This window comes from Flavobacterium flavipigmentatum (assembly GCF_020911905.1).
GTDB lineage: Bacteria > Bacteroidota > Bacteroidia > Flavobacteriales > Flavobacteriaceae > Flavobacterium > Flavobacterium flavipigmentatum.
Map to the genome: position 1 here is coordinate 294,454 of NZ_CP087133.1, position 21,823 is coordinate 316,276.

At 34.0% G+C, this 21,823-nt stretch carries 21 protein-coding genes; 10 read left to right on the top strand and 11 right to left on the bottom strand.

The window, feature by feature from the left end:
• Nucleotides 1-75 precede the first annotated feature (75 nt).
• The 3 genes from LNP22_RS01455 to LNP22_RS01465 all read left to right on the top strand — a co-directional run bounded on the left by LNP22_RS01455 (nt 76) and on the right by LNP22_RS01465 (nt 2,176).
• Complete coding sequence (locus tag LNP22_RS01455) at nt 76-900, top strand: energy transducer TonB (RefSeq protein WP_229974984.1); 825 nt, start codon at nt 76-78, stop codon at nt 898-900.
• A 92-nt stretch (nt 901-992) separates the two neighbouring features.
• A complete protein-coding gene (locus tag LNP22_RS01460) occupies nt 993-1,724 on the top strand; it encodes a DUF4184 family protein (protein WP_229974985.1) in 732 nt (243 codons plus the stop codon).
• A 71-nt stretch (nt 1,725-1,795) separates the two neighbouring features.
• Complete coding sequence (locus LNP22_RS01465; protein WP_229974986.1) at nt 1,796-2,176, top strand: PH domain-containing protein; 381 nt, start codon at nt 1,796-1,798, stop codon at nt 2,174-2,176.
• A gap of 65 nt (nt 2,177-2,241) precedes the next feature.
• Here the strand turns inward: LNP22_RS01465 and LNP22_RS01470 are convergent, their stop codons facing one another.
• A complete protein-coding gene (locus LNP22_RS01470; protein WP_229974987.1) occupies nt 2,242-3,105 on the bottom strand; it encodes a M48 family metalloprotease in 864 nt (287 codons plus the stop codon).
• A gap of 321 nt (nt 3,106-3,426) precedes the next feature.
• On the opposite strand from LNP22_RS01470, the gene lipA reads away from it, so the two are divergent.
• From lipA to LNP22_RS01485, 3 genes are all read left to right on the top strand, one after another.
• Entirely contained in the window at nt 3,427-4,293 is an 867-nt protein-coding gene (gene lipA / locus LNP22_RS01475) for a lipoyl synthase (protein WP_229974988.1), read from the top strand.
• A gap of 100 nt (nt 4,294-4,393) precedes the next feature.
• Nucleotides 4,394-5,392, top strand: coding sequence for a type I glyceraldehyde-3-phosphate dehydrogenase (gene gap, locus LNP22_RS01480; protein WP_210667352.1), 999 nt, complete (start codon nt 4,394-4,396; stop codon nt 5,390-5,392).
• A gap of 28 nt (nt 5,393-5,420) precedes the next feature.
• A complete protein-coding gene (locus tag LNP22_RS01485; RefSeq protein WP_229974989.1) occupies nt 5,421-7,244 on the top strand; it encodes an ATP-binding protein in 1,824 nt (607 codons plus the stop codon).
• Here LNP22_RS01485 and lpxK read toward each other — a convergent pair.
• Entirely contained in the window at nt 7,241-8,278 is a 1,038-nt protein-coding gene (gene lpxK / locus LNP22_RS01490) for a tetraacyldisaccharide 4'-kinase (RefSeq protein ID WP_229974990.1), read from the bottom strand. The two genes, LNP22_RS01485 and lpxK, sit on opposite strands and share 4 nt — an antisense overlap.
• A gap of 84 nt (nt 8,279-8,362) precedes the next feature.
• Between lpxK and LNP22_RS01495 the strand changes: the two genes are divergently transcribed.
• From LNP22_RS01495 to rluF, 4 genes are all read left to right on the top strand, one after another.
• Nucleotides 8,363-9,457, top strand: coding sequence for a Nif3-like dinuclear metal center hexameric protein (locus LNP22_RS01495; RefSeq protein WP_229974991.1), 1,095 nt, complete (start codon nt 8,363-8,365; stop codon nt 9,455-9,457).
• 3 nt (nt 9,458-9,460) lie between these two features.
• Entirely contained in the window at nt 9,461-10,240 is a 780-nt protein-coding gene (locus tag LNP22_RS01500; protein ID WP_229974992.1) for a zinc ribbon domain-containing protein, read from the top strand.
• Nucleotides 10,241-10,418: 178 nt separating this feature from the next.
• Nucleotides 10,419-11,267, top strand: a complete 849-nt coding sequence (locus tag LNP22_RS01505) for an alpha/beta fold hydrolase (protein WP_229974993.1) — start codon at nt 10,419-10,421, stop codon at nt 11,265-11,267.
• Nucleotides 11,268-11,388: 121 nt separating this feature from the next.
• Nucleotides 11,389-12,213 (top strand): 23S rRNA pseudouridine(2604) synthase RluF, encoded by an 825-nt coding sequence (gene rluF / locus LNP22_RS01510; protein ID WP_229974994.1) that lies wholly within the window; start codon nt 11,389-11,391, stop codon nt 12,211-12,213.
• Between the two features lie 63 nt (nt 12,214-12,276).
• Here the strand turns inward: rluF and LNP22_RS01515 are convergent, their stop codons facing one another.
• The 9 genes from LNP22_RS01515 to ffh all read right to left on the bottom strand — a co-directional run bounded on the left by LNP22_RS01515 (nt 12,277) and on the right by ffh (nt 21,800).
• Nucleotides 12,277-13,023, bottom strand: coding sequence for a LytR/AlgR family response regulator transcription factor (locus LNP22_RS01515; protein WP_229974995.1), 747 nt, complete (start codon nt 13,021-13,023; stop codon nt 12,277-12,279).
• The gene (locus tag LNP22_RS01520) at nt 13,016-14,671 is read right to left on the bottom strand and encodes a tetratricopeptide repeat-containing sensor histidine kinase (RefSeq protein WP_229974996.1); all 1,656 of its coding nucleotides are present in this window, start codon (nt 14,669-14,671) and stop codon (nt 13,016-13,018) included. Before LNP22_RS01520 ends, LNP22_RS01515 begins: the two co-directional genes overlap by 8 nt.
• A 191-nt stretch (nt 14,672-14,862) precedes the next feature.
• Complete coding sequence (locus tag LNP22_RS01525; RefSeq protein ID WP_229974997.1) at nt 14,863-15,333, bottom strand: hypothetical protein; 471 nt, start codon at nt 15,331-15,333, stop codon at nt 14,863-14,865.
• A gap of 249 nt (nt 15,334-15,582) precedes the next feature.
• Nucleotides 15,583-16,971, bottom strand: coding sequence for a DUF4153 domain-containing protein (locus LNP22_RS01530; RefSeq protein WP_229974998.1), 1,389 nt, complete (start codon nt 16,969-16,971; stop codon nt 15,583-15,585).
• A 51-nt stretch (nt 16,972-17,022) separates the two neighbouring features.
• The gene (locus tag LNP22_RS01535) at nt 17,023-17,319 is read right to left on the bottom strand and encodes a winged helix-turn-helix domain-containing protein (protein WP_210667363.1); all 297 of its coding nucleotides are present in this window, start codon (nt 17,317-17,319) and stop codon (nt 17,023-17,025) included.
• A 5-nt stretch (nt 17,320-17,324) separates the two neighbouring features.
• Nucleotides 17,325-17,939, bottom strand: coding sequence for a hypothetical protein (locus LNP22_RS01540; RefSeq protein WP_229974999.1), 615 nt, complete (start codon nt 17,937-17,939; stop codon nt 17,325-17,327).
• Nucleotides 17,940-18,269: 330 nt separating this feature from the next.
• On the bottom strand, nt 18,270-19,196 hold the full coding sequence (locus LNP22_RS01545; RefSeq protein WP_229975000.1) for a magnesium transporter CorA family protein: 927 nt from the start codon (nt 19,194-19,196) through the stop codon (nt 18,270-18,272).
• Between the two features lie 223 nt (nt 19,197-19,419).
• Nucleotides 19,420-20,304 carry a bifunctional 5,10-methylenetetrahydrofolate dehydrogenase/5,10-methenyltetrahydrofolate cyclohydrolase gene (locus tag LNP22_RS01550; protein ID WP_229975001.1) on the bottom strand — a complete coding sequence of 295 codons (885 nt, stop codon included), beginning with the start codon at nt 20,302-20,304 and terminating at the stop codon, nt 19,420-19,422.
• Nucleotides 20,305-20,447: 143 nt separating this feature from the next.
• Nucleotides 20,448-21,800, bottom strand: a complete 1,353-nt coding sequence (gene ffh / locus LNP22_RS01555) for a signal recognition particle protein (RefSeq protein ID WP_210667367.1) — start codon at nt 21,798-21,800, stop codon at nt 20,448-20,450.
• Between the last annotated feature and the right edge of the window lie 23 nt (nt 21,801-21,823).

Genomic DNA, 21,823 nt, shown 5'->3' on the forward strand with positions numbered 1-21,823 from the left:
CGATTTCGTAATGAGTCCCAACCAAAAAATGATGCTTATGATTTAATGTTACTTAACCTTAAAATCCAATCAATTATGTCAAAATTAAGCCTTTACGAAACCAAATGGACTGACCTTGTTTTCGAGAACAAAAACAAAGAGTACGGTGCTTATCAATTGCGCCAAGAAACCTCAAAAAATTCATTCGCAGCATTATTCATGGCCTTGCTGATTATAGCAACTATTGGAAGCGTATCTGCTTTGGTTAGTAAATTTAGCGGTACCGATGTTGTGCCTAGTCCACCAGAAGCTTTTACCGAACCTATTACACCAGTCGATTTAACGCCTCGAATTGAGCAACCTAGGACAGAAGAACCAATTCAGCAACAGCAACAAGCCGCCGCAACTTCATCAGAAACAGATCAGTTGGTAAACCCGGAAATCGTTTCTACGGAGCAAGCAATAACAGAAATTGCTACCAATACCAACAATGTGCCTGTTTCAGACAATACTTCGGCCACTGGAACTACAGGAGTTACTAATGTATTACCATCAACAGGTGGTGGCGAAGCCTTACTACCAGCAGCTCCGACAAATGATCCGGTTGCACCAGGCGTGCTAGACAAAATGCCTGAATTTCCTGGAGGAATGAGCAAATTTTACACTTATGTTGGTAACAATTTCAACAGACCGGAACTAGATGCCGAAAGAACATTAAAAGTATATGTTACTTTCGTGATCGAAAAAGATGGTTCTATCACTGACGTCATGGTAAAAAATGACCCAGGATACGGTATCGGAAAAGAAGCCATTCGTGTCTTAAAATCAATAAAAACAAAATGGAGTCCTGGAATTCTTAACGGAAAAGCAGTACGAACCTTATACAGCCTTCCAATTACAATAAAAACGGAAGCAGAATAATAAAAAGCAAAAAGCAGAATTTAGGTTCTGCTTTTTTTATATCATCAATCTAAAATTTTAAATTTACCTTTTAAAAATAATCAAATTCATAAATGCCTTTTACTTTTTCGCATCCAGCAATCGTTTTACCTCTACATTTTTTACCCAAAAAATGGTTTTCTCTCACCGGCCTTATTATTGGCACCCTAACTCCAGATTTTGAATATTTTCTTCGAATGAAAGTTCAAAGCACTTACAGCCATGCTATTTATGGAATTTTCTGGTTTGATTTACCTCTTGGTCTTTTACTAGCTTTTGTCTTTCACAATATTGTTCGCAACAGTTTATTCTATAATCTACCTAAAATAATTAAATCAAGAGTTTTATTTTTTACCGAATTTAATTGGAATGATTATTTCAAAGAAAACTGGATTGTCATAATCATCTCCTTTCTAATCGGAATTGCTTCTCATCTTTTCTGGGACAGTTTTACTCACGAAACCGGTTATTTTGTCAATGAAATTAAGGTTCTTCAAAACACTATCTATATTGCTGATTTTGAAATTCCGTACTATAAAATCGCACAACATTTAAGTTCTTTAGTGGGAATGTTGGTCATTATACTCTCAATATTAAAGATGCCAAAAAACAAAATTTACAAGTCTTATCCCAATAAAAAATATTGGCTTATTGTAGCACTATTAGCTTTATTTATTCTAATAATAAGAATATCAGTTAACTTCAACATTAATGCGATCGGAAACGCCATTGTTTTTATAATTTCGGCTTTAATGATTGCTCTGATTCTAACACCATTTTTAATAAAATTGAAAGTTAATTCGTAAAACATATTCAAAACTTCTATTTTTACAACTTATAAAGTAAAAAGCAACAATTCAATTAAAAAAACAAAAAAATGGGAATATTTTCTGCTATTCTTGGTAACGCAGGCGCTGTGAATCAAGAAGAATTAATTAAAAATTACGGTCAGCTTTTGACGGCAAATGAAGAAATCGAAATGGGTTTCAAACTCATCAGAGATACTTTTATCTTTACCAACAAGCGATTGATTTTGGTAGACAAACAAGGTCTTACAGGAAGCAAAACCGAATACAAATCTATTGCATACAAAAGTATTACAAGATTTAGTGTAGAAACAGCAGGTACGTTTGATCTCGATGCCGAATTAAAAATTTGGGTTTCGAGCGAATTGCAACCCAGTATCATCAAACAATTTAATAAATCTGTAAATGTTTATGAAGTGCAAAAAGTACTAGCACATCACGTTTTAGAATAACCCATAAAAACAGCAAACCCGACACATTTGAAGGAATATGTCGGGTTTTATTTTTTTACTAAAAATTATTTCTTTTTAGTAGCTGTTTTTTTAACTGCTTTTTTCTTAGCTGGAACAGGTACCGTATTTACAATTTTTTGCTGCACATAAGGCTTGTACATTCCGTCCTTTTCTGCTCTCATTTTTGCATCCTCAGCTCTTTTCTTAGAATCCGGATGCGAACTCATCATCTGATCAATAAAGGAAGCTTCTGCACCTTCACTCATTTTAGCCAAAATTCTAAATGCTGATTCTTCGGCGTTTACATTATAACCATTTTTTTTCAAAAAATCATACGAAAACAAATCGGCTTCGGCTTCTTGTTTACGGCTATGTTTGCTATCAATCATCGCACTACCAATTTTTCCATATTCACTATCAGTAAGCGTACTAACAGTTTTAGATTGAGACGCTACAGCATCTATTAGCGCTTCTTTTTGATAAGCAGCCTTTACCGCATCTCTGGAGTCGTGGTTGGCAACGTGACCAATTTCGTGACCAATTACAGCTAGTAATTCGTTATCATCCATGATATCCATCAAGCCAGAATAAACACGCACACTGCCATCTGCTGTGGCAAAAGCATTCACCTCTTTTATTTTATACACTTTATAATTCAAAGTATATCCGTCTCCAGCGGTATGTTTCCCAAAAACCCTGTTCAATCTCAAGGTGTAAGGATCTGTTGGTCCCGCAACTTCATGCTCTTTATCCATTTGAGCTACAGCTGCCTTCGACAACGTTGCTGCATCAGCATCACTAAAAGTAAATCCGGAAATCCCTTTAGAAACAGCTCCCATAGCTCTGTCTCCCAGATTAATTTGCGCATTCATTTTTGTAACACCAAACATGGCAAACAACACTCCTAAAACTATAAATTTCTTTTTCATTTTTTATTTTTAATTATTTAACACCAAATGTACTACAATTTTAATGCCGAATAAAATTTTATCAGCTTAAAGAATTTCACTTTAAAGGTACTTATTTTTCCTAAATCTTAAAACAATTTACAATACTAATATTTTAAAGAAATAATAGTTTAAAAAACAAAAAAATTAACAATATAACATACTTCAATTAAGCATTTTAACATTTAATTCTTTTGTAAATTTTTTAATTGGATAACTAAAAAAGGCTGCTTATCAAAATAACCTCTAAACCAATCTTGAAATAAACTACAATGCTTATCTTTGCATTTTGAATTTAAATATATGGAAACTATTACTGAAAATATACCAACAGGAAAACCTAAATGGTTAAAAGTTAAACTTCCTATTGGACAAAAATATACCGAACTTCGTGGTTTGGTTGATAAATATAGCTTAAATACCATTTGTACTTCTGGAAGTTGCCCAAATATGGGCGAATGCTGGGGCGAAGGGACAGCTACATTTATGATTTTGGGTAACGTCTGCACGCGTTCTTGTGGCTTTTGTGGTGTAAAAACAGGAAGGCCCGAAACAGTAGATTGGGACGAACCTGAAAAAGTAGCGCGCTCTATAAAAATAATGAACATCAAACATGCTGTAATTACAAGTGTAGACAGAGATGATTTGAAAGATGGAGGTTCTATTATTTGGATAGAAACCGTGAAAGCGATTCGTAGAATGAACCCAAACACCACTCTTGAGACTTTAATTCCTGATTTTCAAGGAATTGAAAAAAATATAGACAGAATTGTAGCAGCCAATCCCGAAGTGGTTTCACACAACTTAGAAACCGTTCGACGTTTAACAAGAGAAGTGCGTATTCAGGCAAAATATGATCGTAGTCTCGAAGTTTTACGCTACTTGAAAGAAAAAGGAATCAACAGAACCAAATCGGGCATTATGTTGGGTCTTGGCGAAACTGAAGAAGAAGTTTTTCAGACTATGACCGACTTGCGAAATGCAAATGTAGATGTCGTAACTATTGGGCAATATCTGCAACCCAGTAAAAAACATTTACCTGTAAAGGAATTTATCACGCCGGATCAATTTGCCAAATATGAAAAGTTTGGTCTGGAATTGGGCTTCCGTCATGTAGAGAGCGGGCCTTTGGTGCGTTCTTCTTATAAAGCGCAAAAACACATTTTATAAAAAAAGTTTATTCGTTTAATTGGTTAATCGTGTAATCACCAACCTGATTAAGTGATTAACCAATTAATCGTTGGAACAATTAACCGAATAATCAAAAAGTTTGAAAACTAGAATTGCTATTAATGGTTTTGGTAGAATAGGTCGAAATTTATTTCGATTATTAATCAACCACCCTGATATTGAAGTCATTGCTATCAATGATATTGCCGACAAAAAAACCATGTCACATTTGATAAAATATGACAGCATTCACGGTGTCTTACCTTATCCCGTAAGTCATGACGAAAAAGGAATTATTGTAGATGGGAAACATTATTTGTTTTTTCACGAAAAAAAAATAGCAGATCTTGACTGGAAAAGCAATGCTATAGACTTTGTGATAGAATCTACCGGAAAATATAAAACGCATGAAGAATTACAGGCTCATATTACCGCTGGAGCTAAAAAAGTAATTCTTTCTGCTCCATCAGAAGTAGATACCATAAAAACAGTTGTTTTAGGAGTTAATGAAAGTATTTTAGACGGAGAAGAAGATATTGTTTCTAATGCAAGTTGCACAACCAACAACGCTGCTCCGATGATCAAAATCATTAATGAGCTATGTGGCATTGAGCAGGCGTATATTACCACTATACATTCGTACACCACAGACCAAAGCTTGCATGACCAACCACACAAGGATTTACGAAGAGCCAGAGGTGCAAGTCAATCAATTGTGCCAACAACTACTGGTGCAGCCAAAGCATTAACAAAAATTTTCCCTAACTTGCATAATAAAATTGGAGGTTGCGGGATTCGAGTTCCTGTTCCAGACGGCTCATTAACCGATATTACGTTTAATGTAAAGCGTGCTGTAACTATCGAAGAAATCAATGAAGCCTTTGAGAAAGCATCAAAAAGTACTCTGAAAGGAATACTTGATTATACAGAAGATCCAATCGTTTCGGTCGACGTAATAGGCAATAGACACTCGTGTTTGTTTGATGCTCAACTCACCTCTGTTATCGATAAAATGGTAAAAGTTGTGGGATGGTATGATAACGAAATTGGGTATTCGTCGAGATTGATAGATTTGATTTTACTGATAAGAAAAAAATAATATTCAATGTCAAGTAGGCTTACAAAACATGAAGTACAGACTTTTTATTCTTTTTAGTTTTTTAAATTCATTTTTGTATTCTCAAACCAAACAGAATACAGATAGCATTGCTTATTACAATGAACTCATTACTAAAAATTTAAAAGAGAAAAACTATAAAAAAGCTATCGACCTCACCAAACAATCGATAGCTTATTGTACAAAAAAAAAACAATCTGAGGTTTTAGCCAATCAACATTTCAAACTTGGCACTATTTACCAAAAGTTTAATTTAGAACCAACGCAACTTCGCAAAAACGATTCGGCACTTTTCTATTTTAATAGTGCTCTCAATTTGAGCAAAAAAAGTAGTGATCTCAAACAAAAATCAAAAATATTATTGGCAATCAGTCAATATTATAAAGATCAGAAAGAATATCAAAACGCTTTCCATTATCTACATGAATATTATGTTGTAGAAAAGTATATTTTAAAACTTAAAAACAACAACTTAAATTCTGAAGAATATAAAACACTAAAAGACAATGAATTAAAAAGAAAAAACGAAGAAAAAATTCAGATCAAAACATATCGTTACTCAAAACTTATCAGTATTCTTGCCATTGCCTTAATTTCAATATTATCTTTACTGAGTCTGGCTTTATACAAGAACAACATCATTAGAAATCAAAGCAATTTACTTTTAAGAGAGAAAAACAAAGAACTTATTTTGGCCAAAAACAAAGCAGAAGAAGCCTCAAAAGCACGTTCTGAATTTTTATCGACAGTAAGCCATGAACTCAGAACGCCCTTAAATGCCATTAACGGAATCACACATCTTTTACTAGAAGAAAATCCAAATCCATCACAATTAAAGTATTTGGAATCTCTAAAATTTTCCGGCAATTACTTGACTAATTTTATCAATGAAATTCTCGAAATTAACAAAATAGATTCGACCAAAATAGAAATTGAAAACATTGGTTTTAATCTAAAAATGTTATTGGTTAACATTCAGCGTTCCCTCGAAGAATTGGCTGCAGCCAACAAAAACAATTTCAACTTAGAAATAGACGAAGCGATACCCGATCATTTGATTGGCGATCCTACCAAAATATCTCAAATCATTATGAATTTGATTAACAATGCATTGAAGTTTACACAAAACGGAGATGTGAATTTAATCGCAAAATTACATTCGATTGAGGATGAAAAAGCTACTATTTATTTTGAGATTATCGATAACGGAATCGGAATTCCTGAAGACAAATTGCAAACTGTTTTTGAAAGTTTTGTTCAAGGTTCGGTCGAAATTAACAGAAAATATGGCGGAACGGGTTTGGGACTTACGATTGTAAAAAAATTGATCGAAATTTTGGGTGGTGAGATCAACTTAAAAAGTGAAATTGGAAAAGGATCTACTTTTAACTTTAAGTTAAAACTCCAAATCAATAACGAGCCGTTACTCAGTGCGTCAGAAGCTAAATCTTACAATGATTTGCAGTTGCGCGATAAATCTATTTTGTTAGTTGAAGACAACAAAATCAATCAGATGATTACAAGAAAAATGCTCGAGAACAAAGCTGTCACCTGCCAAATAATAGACAACGGCGAAGAGGCTGTAGAACTACTAAAAGTAAAACCATTTGATATGATTTTGATGGATGTACATTTGCCCGGAATTAACGGAACGACAGCTACAAAACAAATACGCGAATTTGACAAAACAACACCTATTATTGCCCTAACAGCTATTTCGCTTAACGAAAACAGAGATACACTTTTATCTTACGGAATGAACGATGTTATCACAAAACCATTTGTACCAGAAGAATTCTACAGTACAATTGCCAAATATTTTGATCCTTGTTAGAGGTTTTCAAAATTCAAATTAGCACTCCTTTTAACATATTCTAAAACTGTTGCATCAAAATTTTGCTTATTACCCAGAAAATGACTTCTTATGGGCAAATAATACAATTGCGTCGCCAATTTAGAATCTTTCAATCGTACATAATCTTTTTCGGTAGTGACAATTTTTTTGCCTTGTGCTTTGATCAAAATCGATTCTATATCAGCTTCAGAAAAATGATGATGATCAGGAAACGTAAGACATTCGTCGTTTTTATTTTTTAAATAATCAAAAAAAGGTTTTGGTTTTGCAATACCCGCCAAAAGAAGCTTTGGTTCTTTTTTTATGTCGCTTACCGCTATTTTTTTCTCTTGATTACCAATAAAATCATCATAATCGATACCAGTAAAATACAGTTGTTGCGAAGAATTAATCCTTAATTTTTTTCTAATATCATTTTGTATTTCATCTGGCAAATCTTTCGGGCATTTGGTCACAACAATAATATTGGCACGATTAGCTCCGCTCCTGCTCTCCCGCAAATTTCCAGTGGGCAACATACAATCATCTGCGTATAAATCTCCATAGGAAGTAAGCAAAATATAAAAACCAGCTTTTACTTTTCGGTGCTGATATGCATCGTCAAGCAAAATTATTTGCGGTTTTTCCTGCTGAGAAATAAGCTGAATAATTCCGTTGGTACGATCGGCATCAACCGCCACCTGAATGTTAGGGAATTTTTGATAAAACTGAAAAGGTTCATCGCCTAAAATTAATGCATTTGAAGTTGCACTAGCCAAAACAAAACCTTTAGACTGACGTTTGTAGCCACGACTTAGAGTTGCAATTTTATATTGATCTGATAATAATCGAATCAGGTATTCTATCTGAGGGGTTTTTCCGGTTCCGCCAACGCTTAGATTTCCTACTGCAATTACAGGAATATCAAATGAAGTAGATTTTAGAACTCCTTTATCAAAAAGAAAATTCCGAAACGAAGTAATAAATCCATATAAAATGGCAAACGGGAAAAGTATTTTTCGAAGTAGATTCATTTTACGAAAGTATAATTTTTTTCGTTAATTTGTTTTAAGTTTCAAATTCAAACCTGAAACTTGAAACTTGAAACAAAATATAAAATGAAAATCAAAGATATCATCGAAGTTCTCGAAGAAATGGCTCCTTTGGCTTACGCCGAAGATTTTGACAATGTAGGCCTTTTGGTTGGCGATTCTCAGTCCGAAACTACGGGCGTATTGGTTTGCCATGATGCCCTGGAAAATGTTATCGAAGAAGCGATTACTAAAAATTGCAATTTGGTAGTTTGTTTTCACCCAATTTTATTCTCGGGTATTAAAAAAATCACGGGCAAAAACTATGTCGAGCGCGCGATTTTAAAAGCCCTCAAAAATGATATTGCTATTTATGCCGTTCATACTGCGCTGGACAATCATTCGCAGGGCGTTAACAAAATCTTTTGTGATGCTTTGGGTTTAACCAATACGAAAGTTTTAATTCCGAAGCTAAATTTTATTCAAAAATTAGTCACTTATACCACTCCTGATAATTCTGAAAAGGTACGAAATGCATTCTTTGAAGCTGGTGCGGGAACAATTGGTAATTATGACAATTGTAGTTTTAATACCGAAGGTTTTTTTACTTTTCAAGGAAACGAAGAGAGTAATCCTGTAATCGGAGAAAGAGGAAAACTACACACTGGAACCGAAATAAAAACAGAAGTTATTTTTGAAAAACATTTACAATCTAAAATTTTAAAAGCGCTTTTTTCGAATCATATTTACGAAGAAGTAGCTTATGAAATCTATACTTTAGAAAATTCTCATCAAAATATTGGTTTAGGAATGATTGGTGAACTTTCGTTAGAAATGGATGAAAAAGAGTTTCTCACTTTCGTGAAAGACAAAATGATAGCCGATGGTATCCGTCATTCTGCCTTTCTAGGAAAAAAAATAAAAAAAGTAGCGGTCTTAGGAGGTTCTGGAAGTTACGCGATAAAAAATGCTATTGAAGCGGGAGCGGATGTTTTTTTGACGGCCGATTTAAAATACCATCAGTTTTATGAAGCCGAAAACAAGTTGCTTTTGGCAGATATTGGTCATTTTGAGAGTGAACGCTATACAAAAAACTATATTGTTGATTATCTTCGAAAAAAAATCCTTAATTTTGCCATCATTTTATCAGAAGAAAATACAAATCCAGTTAAGTACTTATAGAATATGGCGAATACGAAAGAATTAAGTGTTGAGGACAAGTTAAGAGCAATATACGATTTACAGCTTATTGACTCTAGAATTGACGAAATCAGAAACGTAAGAGGAGAGCTTCCATTAGAAGTTGAAGATTTAGAAGATGAAGTTGCAGGTTTAAGCACGCGTTCAGAGAAACTGAAAAGTGAACTTGAGGTGGTTGAAGAGCAAATCAAAGCAAAGAAAAATGCTATTGATGAGCACAAAGAATTTATCAAAAAATACACAAAACAACAAGAATCAGTTCGTAATAATAGAGAATTTAATTCTTTGACTAAAGAAGTTGAATTTCAAGAATTAGAAATTCAGTTGGCTGAAAAGCAAATCAAAGAAATGAAAGCTTCTATCGAGCATAAAAAAGAAGTTATTTCTAATTTAAAGGAAAAACTTGATGCTAAAAGTTCGCATTTAAAACATAAAAAATCTGAATTAGACGCGATTATGGCAGAAACTCAAAAAGAAGAAATCTTCTTGTCTGAGAAATCTGCTGAATTTTCGGCTCAGATAGAAGAAAGATTATTGGCTGCTTACAACAGAATCAGAACCAGTGTTCGTAACGGTTTGGCTGTAGTTTCTATCGAAAGAGGTGCTTCTGCAGGATCATTCTTTACGATTCCGCCTCAAACGCAGGTTGAAATTGCTTCAAGAAAGAAAATCATTACTGATGAGCACTCTGGAAGAATTTTGGTAGACAGCGCATTGGCTGAAGAAGAAAAAGAAAAAATGGAACAATTGTTCTCTAAATTCTAAATAACATTGTCCCGATCTAATCGGGACTTTTTTTTGCCACGAATTTCCTTAATTTCACTAATTTATATTTTCTTTATATCTAAGAATAAAAATTCATGCTAAATTTGTGTTATTCGTGGCGAACTTTTTTAGATCAGATCGCAAATAGTTATATTTTTTCATCATTAAACCACTTGTTTTGGGAATTAAAAAAGGAATACGTTTTATTACCGTAAAATCGGTTGGACAATACATCAATTTCTTAAGCCATGTTCGACCACAAAAAGCCATAGCGCTCTCCTACGCACTTTTTAGTCAGCCCAGAATTGGTCGATTGCAGAAAGAAAACTTACCTAAAGTTTTAAGAAATACAGAAACAGAAACCTTTCATCACAACGAACATCATTTTCAAACGTATATTTGGAAAGGAAATGAAACCAAAATACTTCTCGTACACGGGTGGGAAAGCAATTCTTCCCGCTGGAAAAAAACATTGCCTCATTTACAAAAGTCAGGAAGTACTATTATTGCCATTGATGCCCCTGCTCACGGACAAAGCAGTGGAAAAGAATTTAATGTGCCACTTTATGCCGAATTCATCAACAAAGCGGTAGAAAAATACCAGCCGTCTATCATTATCGGACATTCAATTGGAGGTGCGGCTTGCGTATATCATCAATATTTATTTCCAAATACAAGTATCAATAAAATGGTAATTCTTGGAGCACCTTCAGACTTAAAAATCTTGATAAACAATTATGTTTCGATGCTGAGCCTGAATACTAAAATGTACTCTCTCTTGGAGGATCGCTTCCTAACACGTTTCAATTTTAAACTAGAGGATTTTTCAGGACAAAAATTTGCCTCTCAATTTAATGTTTCCGGGTTAATTGCTCACGATACCACTGATAAAATCGTTGCTTTTGAAGAAGGAAAAAAAATTGCCAGCAACTGGAAAAACAGTCAGTTTATTGAAACCAAAGGTTTGGGACACGGCATGCACGATGATGAATTGTATCAAAAAGTCTATGCTTTTTTGTTCTCTTAAATTTTAAAAGATTCAGAGTAACAGAGTTTTTTTAAGATTTTAACTCCTAGTTTTTTTGAAAGTGAAAATCTAAAAACTGAAATCTGAAGTCTAAAATCTAAATTTTGACTACTTTTGCATCATGGAAGAGAATTTAAAACGTCTTAATAAATTTATTGGTGAAACCGGGTATTGCTCCCGTCGTGAAGCCGATAAATTGATTGAAGAAAGACGCGTAACAATAAATGGTGTTGTGCCAGAAATGGGAACCAAAGTTTCTCAAAGTGATGAAGTACGCATTGACGGAAAATTGATCGTTGAGAAACACGAAAAACCAGTTTATTTAGCTTTTAATAAACCTGTTGGAATAGAATGTACTACCAATTTAGAAGTTCGAAATAACATTGTCGATTACATCAATTACCCAAAACGTATTTTCCCAATTGGAAGACTAGACAAAGCGAGCGAAGGATTGATTTTTATGACCAATGATGGTGATATCGTAAACAAGATTTTACGTGCCAGAAACAACCATGAAAAAGAATATACCGTAACCGTGAACAAACCTATCACAGATCGTTTTATACAACGAATGGGAAGTGGAGTACCGATTTTGGACACTGTAACGCGAGATTGCAAAGTAGAACAAATTAGTAAATACATTTTTAAAATCATTCTGACTCAAGGACTGAACAGACAGATTCGTAGAATGTGCGAATATTTAGGCTATGAAGTAACGGCTCTTAAACGTATTCGAATTATCAATATCTCACTGGACGTTCCCGTGGGGCGCTATCGCGATCTAACAGATGCCGAAATCAAAGAACTAAATGCATTAATCGAGCCATCGAGTAAAACTCAGGAAGCTAGTTTACCAAAAGTGGAAACAACTCCAACAGCAACAAAAAGAAGAACCGAATTTATCTCAAAAAGCGATCCTCGATTTAAGAAAAAAGGAGATTACTAATTTGTTTAGAATCAAAAAAAAAGAGCCTTAAAAAAAGGCTCTTTTTTTTGATTTATAATTCGGTTATCTCAAAATTCGGAAGTTTTTCACAAAATCTTTATACTTATCGCTTAAAGTTACTTTATGATTCCCTTTTAGTATCACCAAGTTATCATTGACAATTATCTCTTCGATTTTACTAATATTTACGATATAATTGCGATGTGTCTGACAAAATTTAGTCGCATCCAAAAGCTGTATAATTTTGGTTAATGATATTAAAATAACAAATTTTTCAACTTCGGTTATGATGTTACAATAGCGATCTTCGACCTCGATATAAACAATATCTTCTACTTGGACTTTTTTTAGAACTTTATTCTTTTTGATAAAAAGGGAATCGTTGCTTACTACTGTATTTTGATCTTCGCTGTGAAAAACATTCGCCTGACCGTAAAACTTCTCCACTGCCATCTCTAGTGCGTAGAGAATTTCGAGTTCATTAAATGGCTTCAACAAAAAGCTGAAAGGTTTAGTCAATTTTGCTCTTTCAAAAATTTGGCGATCTTTAGAGCTCGTTAAAAAAACAAATGGTTTTAATCCATTTGGAACGATATTGATGGTTTCTGCAAAAGTAATTCCGTCTGGTTTTCCATCTAAAAAAACATCAATAATAACAATATCAATCGTGTTTTGATAAAAAAGTTTTAGTGCATCGTTATAGTTTGCAGCAACTCCTACAACATTATAATTGTTTTCCGTAAGGACTTTTACAAGCGCATCACTTTCAACAGGAGTGTCCTCGATAATAAGTACGTTAATATTATCCATGATTTTTAAACTTTTGTAATGCAATGATTATTTTAGTACCCACATTTTCTTCGCTTTCGATGTCTAATTTTCCACCATTTTTGCGAATCAGGCTTTTACACAACTGCATTCCTAAGCCAGTTCCTATCGCCTCGTCATCTTTCTTTTTCGAAAGTAAAACGGTGTCTTTAAGCAATTCTTCTTTTGTTGAATCATTCATTCCAGATCCCGTATCCTCTATCACCAAAAAGCAAAAATCCTCTGATGAAGGTCTCGTATAAATAGAGATTGTTCCGTTTTCTTTGGAGAATTTAATGGCATTATCCAGCAGATTTCGAATCATTATTTTGAGAGAATCCATGTCTGCAAATACATAATCTGTCGCAGAAACATTATTTTTATAATGGAGATTTTTGTTTAGCATCAAGGGTTTATAATTGTACTCTACATGCTGTACAATAGAAGCCAAATGCAGCGATTCCTGATAAAAATAAGCTTGCTTGGTCTGTAACAAAGCCCAATTGAGCAAATTGTCCAATAAATTATAAGCGCCATTGGCAATGGTGCTGTTGTTATGAAGCAAAACATCTAGCTCTGTAAAATTTTTATTTTCCAGATTTTCCATCAGTTTGCCATTACTCGTCGTTAAAGCATTGACCGAAGACCTTAAATCATGACTTACTATCGAAAACAACTTATCCTTAGTTGCGTTCAGTTGGTCTAACTCATTTTTCTGAGCCAAAATGATCTTACTATTTTTTATCTTCTGACGATAAAAATAAACGCCTGTACCAAACAATACGAACAGTAAAACCGAAGAAAGAATAAATCCGTTTCTCTCGGCTATTTTTACTTTATTTTCAGCTGCAAGAACATCTACCTCTTTTTGCTTTTGTTTTATGGCAAACTTTTTTTCGAGATCAGCAATGGCCCAAACTTTATTCTGATCGTTTAAAGAATCTTTCCATATTTCGTATTCTTTTCTGTAAGCCAATGCCAGCGGCAAATTTTTTCTATTTTCTTCTACAACGGCCATATTCATAGCTGCCGTTTTTTTCAAATTAAACGAGTTGGCCTTTTTTGATAAAAAATATGCTTTTTGAAAATACGGAATTGCCTGTGCATCTTTATATTGTGTGTAATATAAATTAGCAATATCCATATAAGAACTTATAATCATTAAAGTATCTTTTTGAATTTCTTGTAATTTCACACTTTCGAATAAATACTTTTCAGATTGATGGAATTCCTGCAGATGCAAATAACACAATCCGATATTATGCAAAACGGTACTTTTTTTCATATCATGAGAAGCAATCTTAGATGCTTTTTCGACTTGTTGAAAATATTTTAATGCTTTTTTAAATTCTTTTTGGTCTAAAGCAATTTCACCTAATTTCATTTTAACCTTAAAAAGAAAGCGGAAACTTTGTGAAATTTTACCAAACTCTTTTTTAGATTCATCGAGTAGTTTTTTTTCCTGAAAACTAATTCCCCTAAAATAATGACAATAATCTATGAGTTCAATATTTTTAGAGTTACTCATTTCTTTCATGGAGTAAACTAAAGTCGAATCCCAGTTACTTTCTCTGAAAAATGTTTGAGCTTTATCAAAATTAACCCTCTCTTTGAATTGTAGGGATTTGGCTTTAACTTCTGTATCTATCAAGGAAACAACATGTTGTGACTCTTGTGAAAAGAGAGGTAAGGAAACAAAAAATAATATTAAATAAGTAAACGATCTAATTTTAATCATTACACTATTATGCTTTATATTTAAAAGATGACAATGACATAAAAGCGTACAAGACTTATTCCTGTCGCTTTTACGTCATTTAAGTAAGAATCTTTATTTATTAATTATCCGTGTTGAACGGTTGTTTCGGTACCTCTTGAGGTTATAGGATCAGCATCCCACAAAAAAGTCTGGATTGATTCTACATTTGAAAGTCCACCAGAAAAAATAGTTGGATCTGCCTGAAAAGTTATTTCATAAATACCAAAATTCACTGATAATTCTTCTGGCATGTCGTATACAATAAAAAATTGCAATTGAGGAGCTCCTGCAATATCTATATATGAGTTTTGAAATACACTATAATAAAATACTCCATTTTGAATAGTCGTCTCATCAACATAAACAACAGCGGTTGCAGTAAGCGAATTATCTTTGGCATTATAGTATGCCTCGACATAAGGTGATAAAATATCTACAGACTTTGTCTGAGGAAATGTTACGCTCCCTAATTGAGGAGTACTTTGTCCTGAAACGATCACACTGCCTGGAGGTAAATTAATTTCAGTACACGATTTTTGGGTAGTTTTTTCCATGGTATTTGTTATTAGGATTAAATTATTGATTACTTAAATTTTAAAGCAAAATCTTGCTTATTTGTTTTGGAAATACAAAAATTTTAAATTTTCATAATTCAAATATAATAAAGATTTTCTTAATAAGTTTTAACCCTTTGTAATAACTATATTAATTAACAATTTTACACCTCAACATTTCATAAAAATAGCCCTACATACTCTTGAAATTCTAAAAAAACCCATTCTAAACTGAATGGGTTTTTAAAATTATTTTTTGTCTTTTACAAATTCGTAATAAAAAAATTTTGACAGCAAAGGATCTTTTTGTCTTCTGGCAATTTCCTCCTCTCGATATGACTCTATAAATTGCCCATCAAGAGAATGAAGCAGAAAATATTCGCGACGTGCATCATCATTAAAATTTAAATTACTCAAAAATTTTGGCTCAACTCCTTTATTTACAGAAATATTATAGTTCGTAATCAGGTTGCCCCAATTGATAAAACTGCACAACAAAATTGTCGCGTAAAAATACCACAGCATTTGATTAAAAAGATAAGCGTTGGTTTTTTGCTTGCTGATTTTAAGAAAAGCATAAAACAACCCAATTATTGCTAAAATAAGGAAAGCATAAACCCCTAATCTTTTGTAAGTGAGTCCATAAAATGAAATGTATTCTGAATTTTTGAAAATAGTACTTGTAATCAGAACTGCGTTTAAGAAAATCCAAATTTTTGAGAGACGTTTTAGATTTTTTGCTTTTTCATCAAAATTAAATCCGCCTTTAAAATAGAACAACAAGACTCCGACAGCCATAACGATAGAAAAAATAACAGCATTTACTCTTTCGTGTGTATCAGCGCTTAAATTTGATGTTTGAATGACTTCAAAAAACTGTTCGTAAATATATGTCGCTATAAAAACCAAAAGCAAAGCATTGAGCAAGAACAAAGTAATTTCACCACTTTTTCTCTCAAAATCAATATCCAGAAACGAAAATGTGCTCTTATTTTGAATTTTGGCATCGTCACTAAAATCATTATCTAACAGTACATTTTTTTCGTAACAAATTTCAGGTATCCAATAATTCCAGAAATTAAAAGAAATATAAAATCCAAGACCTGCAATAATGATCAGTTGCCAAATGTCTATATCTAAATAGTAATCAGTAAACAATGAAGAAAAATGCGCACTTCCGAAAGAGTAAACGATAAGAAACAGCCCTAAAAATACTAAAGGAATGACAAAATAGGCAATGATTTTTTTGGCTAAGTTGTTGTGAATTTTACGCTCTGGAAGCCACTGACTGAACATGAGGATGCGACCTAAAGAAGCAAATGCATTTACTATTATAAGCGGAAAAACCTGTACCACTTTAAGTTTATTTTCCTGCGTTTTAAATTGCAAAAAAAGAACTGACAAGGCCAAAGCTAGAAAAGAAACAAAATCGCCGTACCAGGCAAACGCAAAACACGACAAAACCGATGTCAGCACCAAAACCAAATGTGTGCGACTGGTAAATTGCTCCTGAAAGTAATAGCAAATTAGGGCTGTAAGAGCCATTCCGAATAGGGCGAGATTTACGCCTAATCCCTGATTGTAAAAAAGCAGTGTAAAAATCAAACTGCTGACTAAAATAAAATGATGTTTTTTCATGTTGATTAATTTAAAAGTACTTTGTAATTCAAAGTTTTTGGATAAAAATTTTTATTTATTGGATTTCATTAATTTTTCAAGACTATTTAAATGTTCGTTAAAGGCCGCACGTCCTCTATTGGTAACCCTGTAAGACGTTTTGGGTTTTTTACCCACAAATTCTTTCTTTACTTCTATGTATTCAGATTTCTCTAAAGCTGAGGAATGACTTGCCAGATTGCCGTCTGTGATGTTCAAAAGCGTTTTCATTTCTGTAAAATCTATCCAATCATTGACCATCAGGATAGACATGATGCCTAATCTGACGCGACTTTCAAAATCTTTATTTAATTTATCAATAATTCCCATTGAGGTTATTTGTATTTTTTGAACATCACCAGTCCATATAAAATGTGTAGAACGCCAAATCCCAATATCCAAAAGACCAAGCCGTATCCTAAATAGAAAAGAGAAACACAACCTAAAAGAAGTTCGCTAAAGCCTAAATATTTCACGTCTGAAAATGTATATTTTTCTGCATTGATCAATGCCAAACCATAAAAAATTAAAGTAGCAGGAGCCACCAACACATAGATTTGATGGTATAAAAGTGACAGACAAAAAATACCTCCGACAACGAGAGGAATAGCCAAATTGAAAAGCATTTTTTTTGTGGCGGTTGTCCAGATAGGCAAATTGTATTTTTTACTTTTTCTGATGGTAAAAAAAATACCGAACGCAAATGCAAATACTAGCACGATAAAAGCGATCAAAAATAACTCTGAAACCAAATTGCCCGAATACAATCTATGCTCGTCATGAAGATAATCGAGCCCGTTTGACTCTAACAGTTGGTACACATACAACCCGCCAATCAAGGCAGACAATCCTGCAAAAACTCCTGAGAGTCCGCTTAGGGATATAAATCTTGAAGAACGCTCCATCATTGAGCGAATATGTGATAAGTCTTCCTGGTGCTTTTGATTCATGATTAAAGTACTTTGTGTTGCAAAGTTATGTATTATTTTGAATTGAGCAACAAAAAATAGCTTTTTATTTACTGTTGTAAAAACAACTCTTTAACGCTTAAAAATCTCACCAAAACCATTGCCGCTATTACCGAGAAAATGCGTGAGGGATAGGAGCTAACTGCCGAAGCAGTGCGGATAGCCCGACCGTATTTGCGAAAGGCGCGCAATATGCGGTTGTTAGGATGCGCCTTTTGCAAATACGGGCACGCCCAATATATAGAACAAAAAAAGCCTATTCTAATGAACAGACTTTTACACTAATTTGTATATTTTTTTTCTAAAATTGTATCAGAACCATCTTCGTCTTTTAAACAAAAATACGCCAAAAGCAGATAGCACAACTGAAACAAAAAGCAGAATCCAGATACCGTATTTACTTTCTTCGAGGCCGTTTGGCACGTTCATCCCGTACAAACTGGCGATTAAGGTGGGAATCATTAAGATGATTGAAATGGAGGTCATTTGTTTCATGATATTATTCATGTTGTTGGAAATTACAGACGCATAGGCATCCATCATTCCGGTCAAGATATTGCTGTAAATGTTTGCGGTATCTTGCGCCTGACTCAATTCGATTTCAACATCTTCCAGCAAATCGAGGTCGTAATTGGCTTTTTGTGCTTTTAAGTTTTTTATTCGATGAAATAAAACATCATTCCCTTTTAAGGAAGTGATAAAAAACACGAGACATTTCTCGATTTGCAACAAAGCCTGTAATTCTTCGTTTTTGATTGATTTTTCTAAATTATCTTCTGCGAGCTTTATTTTCTGATTGATTTGTTTGAGGTATTTTAAATACCAGACACTTGAGGACAACAATAATCGGAGCACCAAATCGTGGTTATCTCTGATTTCGATATTTTTTCGTTGAGAATACAGTACAAAGTCGGCAATAATTTCTGTTTTGTAAAAGCTGATCGTAACGCAAATATCTTCTCTAAAAATCAAACCCATCGGGACGGTCTGAAAAGGAAGCTTCACATCGTCGCTTTTTATGGGCACACGCATGATAATGAGTGTCCAGCCGTCTTCGATCTCAATACGAGGTCTTTCGTCAACATCTTCTATATCATTGTAAAATGCTTCGGGAATCTGAAGTTCTTCTAAGAGGTATTTTTTTTCTGCTGCTGTTGGTACTTCGACGTTAATCCAACAGTTTGAATTCCATTTTGGTATTTCTTTAAATCCGTTATTGTTTGTGTAAAAGGCTTTCATTTCAAAAATCATGGTGTTATCATAGCATTTTGAAAAAATTCAAAAGCTACTTTAATTTAATATTAACGAATCATAATCGTCCATTTGGAGAAGTGTTTTTTTAAGTTTGCCAAAAGTATCTTTTATTTTTAAAACGCGAAACTTTAAAATACTAATTATTTATTAAAAACAACAAAGCCTACTCTAGCAGAATAGGCTTTGTATGTCGTAAATCCTTAAGAAATTATTTTCTTGCGCTTCTTATTTTTCGTGCTAAAAGCGTGTTTTTAAGCAACATGGCAATTGTCATTGGCCCTACTCCACCAGGAACTGGAGTAATAAATGATGATTTTTTGCTTACTTCGTCAAAATCAACATCACCTTTTATAACATAACCTTTTGGGTTTGATGCATCGTCAACTCTTGTAATTCCAACATCTACGATTACAACTCCGTCTTTCACCATATCTCCTTTTAAAAATTCAGGAACTCCTAAAGCTGTAATAATAATATCTGCATTTTTAGTAAATTCGGCTAAGTTTTTTGTTCTGCTGTGTGTCAAAGTAACAGTTGAATCTCCGGGATTTCCTTTACGGCTCATCAAGATACTCATTGGGCGACCTACAATATGACTTCTACCAATAACAACAGTATGCTTTCCGGCAGTTTCTACGTTATAACGCTCTAATAATTGCATGATTCCGAATGGTGTAGCTGGAATAAATGTTTCCATGTCCAGCGCCATTTTACCGAAGTTGGTCGGATGAAAACCATCGACATCTTTATCAGGATCAATTGCCATTAAAATTTTTTGCTCGTCGATATGTTTTGGTAACGGCAACTGTACAATAAAACCGTCCAGGTTATCATCTTCGTTTAGCTCTTTTATTTTATCAAGCAACTCAGCTTCAGTAATAGTTTCGGGTAAAGCAATCAAAGTTGAATCGAAACCAATTTGCTGGCAAGATTTTACTTTACTTCCTACGTAAGTTAAACTTGCTCCGTTGTTTCCCACGATTACTGCGGCCAAATGAGGCACTTTGCCTCCCGCATCTTTTATCGATTGAACTTCGGCTGCAATTTCGTTTTTAATGTCCTCTGATGTTTTTTTACCGTCTAGTAGTTGCATTTTTAAAAAAGTTTCAAGTTTAAAATTTTTAGTTTCAAGTTTCAAGTTTTGAAAAATGGAACTGATATGTTGTTATATTAAAAAAAGTTTCAAATTTCAGTCTCAACAACTTGAAACCTGAAACTTGAAACTTTTTATTTTTTTTATCTCGGCATTCCGCCTGGCATTCCTTTCATGCCTCCCATCATTTTCATCAGGTTTTTTCCGCCCGGGCCCTGCATCATTTTCATCATCTTACTCATTTGCTCAAACTGCTTCATCAGCTGGTTTACCTGCTCGATTTTGGTTCCCGAACCTTTGGCAATTCTGGCTTTCCTTTTTACATCGATTATGGCAGGTTTACTTCTTTCGACTGGTGTCATCGAGTGTATGATGGCCTCTATATGTTTAAAAGCGTCATCTTCTATTTCTACATCTTTCATGGCTTTTGAAGCACCTGGAATCATTCCGACCAAATCCTTCATATTACCCATTTTCTTCACTTGTTGAATCTGAGTAAGGAAATCATCAAAACCAAATTCGTTTTTAGCGATTTTCTTTTGAAGTTTTCTGGCTTCCTCTTCATCAAACTGCTCCTGCGCTCTCTCTACAAGCGACACAACATCACCCATACCTAAGATACGCTCGGCCATACGGTCTGGATAGAAAACATCAATTGCCTCCATCTTCTCGCCTGTACCTACAAATTTGATTGGTTTGTTTACAACCGATTTAATCGAAATTGCAGCTCCACCACGGGTATCACCATCTAACTTGGTTAGGATTACCCCATCAAAATTAAGGATGTCATTGAATGCTTTTGCGGTATTTACAGCATCTTGCCCTGTCATTGCATCTACAACAAACAAGGTTTCCTGTGGCTGAATGGCTTTATGAACACGAGCAATCTCGTCCATCATTTCTTTGTCTACTGCCAAACGACCGGCGGTATCAACAATCACAACATTAAAGCCGTTTGCTTTGGCGTGTTTGATTGCGTTTTGAGCAATTTCAACAGGATTTTTATTCTCTGGTTCTGAGTATACCTCAACTCCTATTTGATCTCCCACTACATGCAACTGATTAATCGCCGCAGGACGGTAGATATCACACGCTACCAAAAGTGGTTTTTTATTTTTCTTTGTTTTTAAAAAATTGGCTAGTTTTCCTGAGAAAGTCGTTTTACCAGAACCTTGCAATCCAGACATTAAAATAACCGAAGGATTTCCAGAAAGATTAATCCCTGCAACATCGCCTCCCATCAACTCTGTTAGCTCGTCTTTTACTAACTTCACCAACAATTGTCCTGGCTGAAGCGTCGTTAAAACGTCTTGACCAATTGCTTTTTCTTTTACTTTGGTAGTAAAATCTTTAGCAATTTTAAAGTTAACATCGGCATCTAATAAGGCACGACGCACTTCTTTTAAGGTATCGGCAACGTTTACTTCTGTAATTTTCCCGTGTCCTTTTAATATATGGAACGCTTTATCTAATTTATCACTTAAATTATCAAACATAGTATTGTTTTTTTTGAAGTTGC